Origin of the sequence: Micromonospora foliorum, assembly GCF_022229015.1 — a bacterium.
In the GTDB taxonomy this organism is placed as follows: Bacteria; Actinomycetota; Actinomycetes; order Mycobacteriales; family Micromonosporaceae; genus Micromonospora; species Micromonospora foliorum.
The window spans coordinates 1-7,198 of sequence record NZ_JAKKFF010000307.1 but is presented as its reverse complement, the minus strand read 5'-3'; the positions used below and the strand labels follow the sequence as shown (position 1 = coordinate 7,198).

Sequence of the window (7,198 nt, the reverse complement as noted above, 5' to 3'; positions counted from 1 at the left end):
CAAGGTACAAAGAGTAAGCGGCACGGGACGGGATTGCAGGATGTGGCTCTCCCGGTCGTGCCGGGTGGCCGGGGCGGGGGAGCCCGCAACCGAGCATCGCACCGCCCGGGCGATCGCCGCCACTGCCGCCGAGGCGGGCGCGCTGCCCCCGGTGGCCGCCTTCGGCAACCTCGAAGGGTTGGGCGTGACCGGCACGGTCGACGGTCGGGCCGTCCTGGTCGGTCGGGTCCGGCTGCTCCGCGGGCGCGAGATCGACGTACCGCCGGAGGTCGAGTGGGCCGTGCGCGACGCGGAGGCCGCCGGCCGTACGGCCATCGTCGCCGGTTGGGACGGGCGGGCCCGCGGCGTGCTCGCGGTCGCCGACGTGGTCCGGCCGACCAGCCGGGCGGCGGTGGCCCGGCTGCGCGGGCTGGGGCTGACCCCGGTCCTGCTGACCGGGGACAACACCACAGTGGCTCGCGCGGTCGCCGCCGAGGTCGGCGTCGACGAGGTGATCGCCGAGGTGCTGCCGGCCGGGAAGGTCGACGTGATCAAGCGGCTCCAGGCCGAGGGGCGGTCGGTGGCGATGGTCGGTGACGGGGTCAACGACGCCCCGGCGCTGGCCCAGGCCGACCTGGGGCTGGCCATGGGCACCGGCACCGACGTGGCGATCGAGGCGGCCGACCTCACCCTCGTCCGGGGCGACCTGGACGCCGCGGTGGACGCCATCCGGTTGTCCCGACGCACGCTCGGCATCATCCGGGGCAACCTGTTCTGGGCGTTCGGCTACAACGTGGCGGCCCTGCCGTTGGCCGCCGCCGGGCTCCTCAACCCGATGATCGCCGGCGCCACGATGGCGCTGTCCTCGGTCTTCGTGGTGGCCAACAGCCTGCGCCTGCGTCGCTTCCGTCCGGCCGCCGCCGATCTGTGACGACGGCGATGGTTGGGCCGGTGACGGCGGGGGTACCTCTGTGGTTGTAGCGAAGCTTGCAATGCTTGCAATGGAGGTTGGCAATGGGTATCGACGACAAGATCAACAACGCCACCGAGGACGCGACCGGCAAGCTGAAGGAAGGCGCCGGTCGGGCCACCGACAACGAGCAGCTGGAGGCGGAGGGTCGCGCTGACCAGTCCACCGCCAAGCTCAAGCAGGCAGGCGAGAAGATCAAGGACGCCTTCAAGAGCTGACGTACGACGTAACCCGCACGCCGGGCCGGTGATCATCACCGGCCCGGCGTGCTGTGTGTCTGGCCTCTTTCGGCGACCCTGAGATCCCCCTGATTCCACTTCCGTCCCGTACCGCCGTGCGGCGGCACCTGCTAACTTTCCTTGGCATGTGCAAGGGCTGGTTATGAGCACCGCTCCACCGCCGACCGGCGACGACCTGGTCCGGGTGCTGGCCACCCTGGCCAACCCGCACCGGCTGCGGGTCGTCGCCGCGCTGGCACGCGAGCGTGCGTACGTCAGCGGGCTGGCCCGGCAACTGGGCATCAGCCGGGCGCTGTTGCAGGTCCACCTACGGAAGCTGGCGGCGGCCGGGCTGGTCACCGCCCGCCTGGAGTTGTCGGAGGACGGGAAGGCCATGAACTACTACGAGGTGGAGCCGTTCGTGCTCACACTCACCCCCGCGATCATCGCGGCGGCGGTCGAGACGCTGACCGTGCCCGATTCGGGCGAGCAGCCAGGAGCACAGCGATGAGCGAGCACGACTGGACCGAGGTGGTCGGCGCGATCGGCATCTTCGGTTTCCTGATCAGCGTGGTCACGGTGACAGTCGTCCAATTCGCCAAGACCCGACGGGCCCGGTACGAGGCGGCCCGCGCGGACGACTACCGCCGGCTCGCCGAGACGGCCGCTCAGGCCCAGGCGGAGAACGCCCGACTGCTCGCGGCGATGGATGGCCGACTGGGTGGGATGGAGACCCGGATGACCACGCTCGAACGCGTCCTGCGCGAGGTCGACTGAGTCGGCGGGCGAGAGAGGCCCCGGGCCGTCGAGCGGCTACTCGACGGCCCGGGTGGAAGCAGCATCACCTCGCCCGGTGGGCGAGTTTCACCGGCAACGCTCCTTCGAGGAGAGGACAGCACCTCATGCTGCGCGTACGCAAATCCGCGGTCGGCTGGGCGGTCGCCCTGGCCGTCACGGCCGCCGGCCTGACCCCGGCGAGCCCGGCCGCCGCCCGACCACAGCCCGCCCCGACGATCGACTGGCGGCCCTGCGCCACGGACACCAGCGCCGAGTGCGGCACCCTGTCACTGCCGGTGGACTGGAACCGACCCCGTGGTGAGCGTTTCGACCTGTCGTTGGCCCGCCGGGTCGCCGACCCGGCCACCCGGGAAGGCGCGCTGGTCTTCGGCCCCGGCGGGCCGGGCGACAGCGGGGTCGACCGGGTGGTGAACGGCAGTTCCCGGTTCAGTGCCGACCTGCGTGCCCGGTTCGACATCGTCAGCTTCGACCCACGCGGCACCGGCGGCAGCCACCCGGTGGTCTGCGCCCGGGCTCTGCTCGCCCGGCAACCGCAGCTGATCGCCGACCAGGCCCAGTTCGATGCCGTCCTGACCACCAACGCGCTGCTGCGCGCCGACTGCCGGGCCCGCACCGGGGCGCTCTACGACCACGTCGACACCACCAGTGCAGCCCGCGACCTGGACGCGGTCCGCGCCGCGCTCGGCGAGCGGCAGTTGACCTTCCACGGCAGCTCGTACGGCACCCTGCTCGGGCAGCGGTACGCCGAGCTGTACCCCGACCGGGTCCGGGCCATGGTGCTGGAGGCCGCGATGGACCACAGCCTCGGCACCCGCGCCTTCCTGGACACCCAGGCCGTCACCGCGGAGGGCGCGTTCGACGAGTTCCTGGCCTGGTGCGCCCGCTCGGCCGACTGTGTCCTGCACGGTCGGGACATCCGAGCAAGCTGGGCCGGGCTGCACGCTCGCGCCGAGCGCGGCTCGTTGACCGACCCGGACCGGGCCGGGGCCCCGCTCGCCCCGTTCGAGTTGAGCCGCCTCGCCCACAAGAAGCTCTACGACACCTGGCGGTGGCCGGAGCTGGCCGAGTGGATCGTCCGACTGGAGGGCACCGCCACCACGCCGAGCGCCCGCTCGCTGGCGGACGAGGCCGTGGCCGCGTACCCCTTCGCGGTCTTCTGCCAGGACTGGAGCCTGCCGGTCCGCGACCACCGCGAGTACGTCGGACACCTGCGCCGGGCGGCCCGGCTCGCGCCGGACCTGCGCTACCCGCCGGCGCTGTTCGCGCTGGTCACCTGCCTGGGCACCCCGACGCCGGTGGCCAACCCGCAGCATCGGCTGCGGGTCCACACCGACGTGCCGCTGCTGCTCGCCGCCACCGTGCACGACCCGGCCAGCGGCTACGGGTGGGCGCGCAACGTGGCCCGGCAGTTGGGCCGGCACGGCGCGCTGCTCACCTACCAGGGGTGGGGGCACGGCAGTTACAGCAGCAGCCCGTGTGTGAAACGAGTTGTCGACTCCTACCTGATCGATCAGGTGGTGCCCTCTCGGGGCGCCAGCTGCCCGGCCATCGAACCCGAGGTGTGACCGCCGCTGCCGGCCGCCGGGACGCCCGACGGTCGGCAGCGGTGTGCTCAGGGGCGTCGGGTGGCGCGTACGACGACGTCGTGCAGCGGGACCTCCCGGCCCGGCACCGTTCGGCTGTGCTCCTCGGCGGTGCTGATCTCCCAGCGGGCGCTGTCCAGGCCGGCAGTGATGTCCGCGAGGGTGACCGACGCCTCGTCGGGCGGGTGGTGCCCATGCCCGTGTCCGTGCCCCTGCCCGGTGGCGTTCGAGGTGGGCAGATGCCCGACGATCAGGAGGGTGCCGCCGGGCGCCACCCACCCGGCGACGCGGTCGTAGAAGGCCAACTGCGGCATCGCGGGGTGCGCGTAGTGCGTCGTGACCAGGTCGAACCGCGTTTCCGGAGCCCAGGCCGTCAGGTCCGCCTCCACCCACCGCACCCGCTCGGACACCCCGCTCTCCGTCGCGCGTTCGGCGGCTCGGGCGAGGGCGACGGGCGCGATGTCGACAGCGGTGACCTGCCAGCCGTGGGTGGCGAGCCAGATCGCCTCGGCACCGGCACCACACCCGGCGTCCAGCGCCGAGCCCGGCACCAGACCGCCGGTCTCCCGGGCCAGGTACGGGTGCGCGGGACTCGTGCTCATCGCGCCGGGGCGGTCGTGGTGCGTCTGGTGCCAGTGCCGCTCCCAGTAGTCCTTGTCGAACTCGTGCTGCTCGGTCATCTGTGCCTGCTCCTTCGCGCGTCGCCCACGACTGTGACCGGTGACCGGGCGATGCGCAAAGTTTGTTGCCAAAACGGCAAGACGGCGGCCGTCACCCCTGCCCGGTCAGCCGGGCCGCCCGCACCTCCAGGTACCGCTGCTCGGGCCGGCTCGTGGTGCCCCGCGCTGCGGCCAGGTACGCCTCCCGCGCCGCACCGACCTCCCCGGCCAGCTCCAACAGATGAGCCTGGACCGCGGCCAGCCGGTGGTGCCCGGCCGTGCGTTCGTCGGCGTCCAACGGCGTGAGCAGCGCGAGCCCGGCCCGGGGCCCGTCCACCATGGCCACCGCCACCGCCTGGTTCAGGGTGACCATCGGGTTCGGCGCGATCCGGGCCAGCAGTCGGTAGAGCGCCACGATCTGCCGCCAGTCCGTCTCCGCCGCCGTCGACGCCTCGGCGTGCACGGCGGCGATTGCCGCCTGGAGCTGGTACGGGCCGGGCGGCGACCAGGTCAACGCCTCGGTGATCAGCGCGACCCCCTCCGCGATGGCGGCGGCGTCCCACCGCGAGCGGTCCTGCTCGGCCAGCGGCACCAACTCCCCGTCCGGCCCCACCCGGGCCGCCCGGTGCGCGTCGGTCAGCAGCATCAGCGCCAGCAGCCCGGCCACCTCGCCGTCGTCGGGCAGCAGCCCGCGCAGGATGCGAGCCAGCCGGATCGCCTCGCCGGTCAGCTCGGCCCGGCGCAGGTCCGGGCCAGTGGACGCGGTGTATCCCTCGTTGAAGATCAGGTACAGCACCCGCAGCACCGTTCCCAGCCGCTCGCCCCGCTCGGCCGGCCCGGGCATGGTGAACCGGGCCCCGGCGGCCTCGACCCGCTGCTTGGCCCGCCGGATCCGTTGACTCATCGTCGCCTCGGGCACCAGGTGCGCCCGGGCGATCTGGGCGGTGCTGAGACCACCGACCGCCCGCAGGGTGAGCGCCACCTGCGCCGATCCGGGCAGCGCCGGGTGGCAGCAGAGGAACAGCAGCGTGAGGGTGTCGTCGTCGGTCGGAACGGCGGGCTCCGCGTCCGCCGCCGGCGCCACCCCGGCGTACGCCGGCTCGCGCCGCGCCACGGCCACCTCGCGGTCCCGGCGCGCGCTCTCGCTGCGCCACTCGTCGGTGAGCCGACGGGTGGCCACGGTGAGCAACCAGGCGCGCGGGTTGTCCGGTACGCCCTGCCCGGGCCACTGCGTGGCGGCGGCGAGCAGTGCCTCCTGGACCGCGTCCTCGCACCTGTCGAACTGTCCGTGCCGACGGACCAGCAGGCCGAGGACCTGCGGCGCGAACGTGCGCAGCAGGTCCTCGACCGTCCGGTCCTCGGTCACATCTCCGTCCCGGCCTCGTCCATGATCGGGCGGACCTCCATCGCGCCGCCGTACCGGACGTCCGGCCAGCGGGCGGCGATCTCGGCAGCCCGCTGCGGGCTGTCGCAGTCGACGGCCAGGTAACCGGCGAACTGCTCCTTGCTCTCCATGAACGGGCCGTCGAGGAGCTCGGGGCTGCCGTCCACGAGCCGGACCGTCATCGTCTGCGACGGGTTGGCCAACGCCTGGCCGCCGATCAGCTCGCCGCTCTCGGTCAGCTCCTTCATGATCTCGTCGACGTCACCGAAGAGGGCGGTGCGCTCCTGCTCGCTCAGCTCATCGGTGAAGCCGGGCCGGTTCCATATCAGCAGCATGTACTTCACGGGGATGCTCCTCAGGCTCTGGTCGCACCCCGAGCGGGGCGCGGCTCACCGGAGGGTCGGAGCCGTTCCCCCGATCCCTACCGCGTACCGAAGAAAAACCCAGAAACGTCCGCCGGGGGTGGTCCCACGCCGGATGGTTCAGCGCGGATCGGGTCGACCGGGCACCTGCCGGGGCTTCCGGCCGCCGCCGACGTCCAACGACGCCCGGTCGGCGGCCGAGGTGCCGGACGACCAGCCCTCGGCGTCGCGCACGCTGAGCCGGTGCCGGGTGACGCCGGGGAAGAGCGTGTCCAGCCGCTCCCGGACCGCCTCGCCCCGCGCCGCGAGCACCGGCAACAGCCGGTCCGCCCCGGCCGTCTCGGCCGCCGCCCGGTCCGCGGCGTCGGTCGCCGCCTCGGTGGCCGTCCGCAACCGTTCGCCGATCCGCAGCGCGAACGCGTTGAGGAAGGACTCGTCCCAGACCTTCGTCCGCCGCCCCGACCCCGGCCGGCGCTCGGCACGCCCCCGCAGCATCGCCGCCGTGGCCTGGACCAGCAGCGACGTGTAGAGCAACTCCACCGCCACCAGATCGGCCGGCCAGCCCAGCACGGTGGCGAAGCCGAGATCGTCGGACCAGACCGCCTCACACCGGTTCGCCGCCGCCACCTCCTGCACCAGCAGCGCCTTCGCGCCCGCGTACGGGGCGTCCGTGCTCAGGCGTACCCCGCCGGGCAGGTCCCCGCGCTCCGACCCGGCGGCCAGCAGCGCCTCGTCGATGCTGTGCCGGGCGATCAGCTCCTGGGCCTTCCCGGTCAGCGCCTCCGCCTCCGCCGGGAAGGTGGTCGACTCGGCCTTGGCCAGCAGCGCGCGTACCCGGTCCAGCATCGGTGACCCGCTGCGTGCCGAGCCGGCCGTGCGGGGCAGCGCCGCGCCGCTCGTGCCCGGCGGTGGGCGCAGCACCGCGATCGGCGGCAGGCTCTCCACAAGCGCGAGAGTGTCCACGGCCGCGCGGAGCGCGTCGGCCCGGTCCAGACCCTCCCGGGTGGCCCAGCCGGCCAGCACGCTCCGGTCGGCACCGCCGTCGGTGGCCGCGAGCTCGCGTAGCTGGTCGTCCCACCAGGCCGGGACCGGCTCGGCCTGGTCGCGACGCTGGGCGAGATCGGAAGCGCGTCGAGAGTGGGAAGCTGGTAGATACCGTTGTGCGCGCTATCACGACAAACACAAGGAATCAGCACTGGAGGTCGTGCGCTGGCGGCGCGAGGTCAGCGACAGTCGACAGCGCAC

9 protein-coding genes are annotated in these 7,198 nt (G+C 73.3%); 5 read left to right on the top strand and 4 right to left on the bottom strand.

The window, feature by feature from the left end; genetic code table 11:
- The 5 genes from PSH25_RS21955 to PSH25_RS21935 all read left to right on the top strand — a co-directional run.
- Positions 1-910: heavy metal translocating P-type ATPase (locus PSH25_RS21955; RefSeq protein WP_238660865.1), on the top strand; the 910-nt coding region annotated here is incomplete at its 5' end.
- 83 nt (positions 911-993) lie between these two features.
- Positions 994-1,167 (top strand): CsbD family protein, encoded by a 174-nt coding sequence (locus tag PSH25_RS21950; RefSeq protein WP_036390803.1) that lies wholly within the window; start codon positions 994-996, stop codon positions 1,165-1,167.
- Between the two features lie 163 nt (positions 1,168-1,330).
- Positions 1,331-1,678 (top strand): ArsR/SmtB family transcription factor, encoded by a 348-nt coding sequence (locus PSH25_RS21945; RefSeq protein ID WP_238660864.1) that lies wholly within the window; start codon positions 1,331-1,333, stop codon positions 1,676-1,678.
- The gene (locus PSH25_RS21940; RefSeq protein WP_238660863.1) at positions 1,675-1,944 is read left to right on the top strand and encodes a hypothetical protein; all 270 of its coding nucleotides are present in this window, start codon (positions 1,675-1,677) and stop codon (positions 1,942-1,944) included. The genes PSH25_RS21945 and PSH25_RS21940 overlap by 4 nt, the downstream gene beginning before the upstream one ends.
- 125 nt (positions 1,945-2,069) lie before the next feature.
- Entirely contained in the window at positions 2,070-3,530 is a 1,461-nt protein-coding gene (locus PSH25_RS21935; RefSeq protein WP_238660862.1) for an alpha/beta hydrolase, read from the top strand.
- Between the two features lie 47 nt (positions 3,531-3,577).
- On the opposite strand, the gene PSH25_RS21930 is transcribed toward PSH25_RS21935, so the two are convergent.
- From PSH25_RS21930 to PSH25_RS21915, 4 genes are all read right to left on the bottom strand, one after another.
- Positions 3,578-4,228: a class I SAM-dependent methyltransferase gene (locus PSH25_RS21930; protein WP_238660861.1), complete on the bottom strand. Its 651-nt coding sequence runs from the start codon at positions 4,226-4,228 to the stop codon at positions 3,578-3,580.
- Between the two features lie 91 nt (positions 4,229-4,319).
- Entirely contained in the window at positions 4,320-5,573 is a 1,254-nt protein-coding gene (locus tag PSH25_RS21925; RefSeq protein ID WP_238660860.1) for an RNA polymerase sigma factor, read from the bottom strand.
- A complete protein-coding gene (locus tag PSH25_RS21920; protein WP_238660866.1) occupies positions 5,570-5,926 on the bottom strand; it encodes a YciI family protein in 357 nt (118 codons plus the stop codon). The genes PSH25_RS21925 and PSH25_RS21920 overlap by 4 nt, the downstream gene beginning before the upstream one ends.
- 147 nt (positions 5,927-6,073) lie before the next feature.
- Positions 6,074-6,976: a DUF2786 domain-containing protein gene (locus tag PSH25_RS21915; RefSeq protein WP_238660859.1), complete on the bottom strand. Its 903-nt coding sequence runs from the start codon at positions 6,974-6,976 to the stop codon at positions 6,074-6,076.
- Positions 6,977-7,198 lie beyond the last annotated feature (222 nt).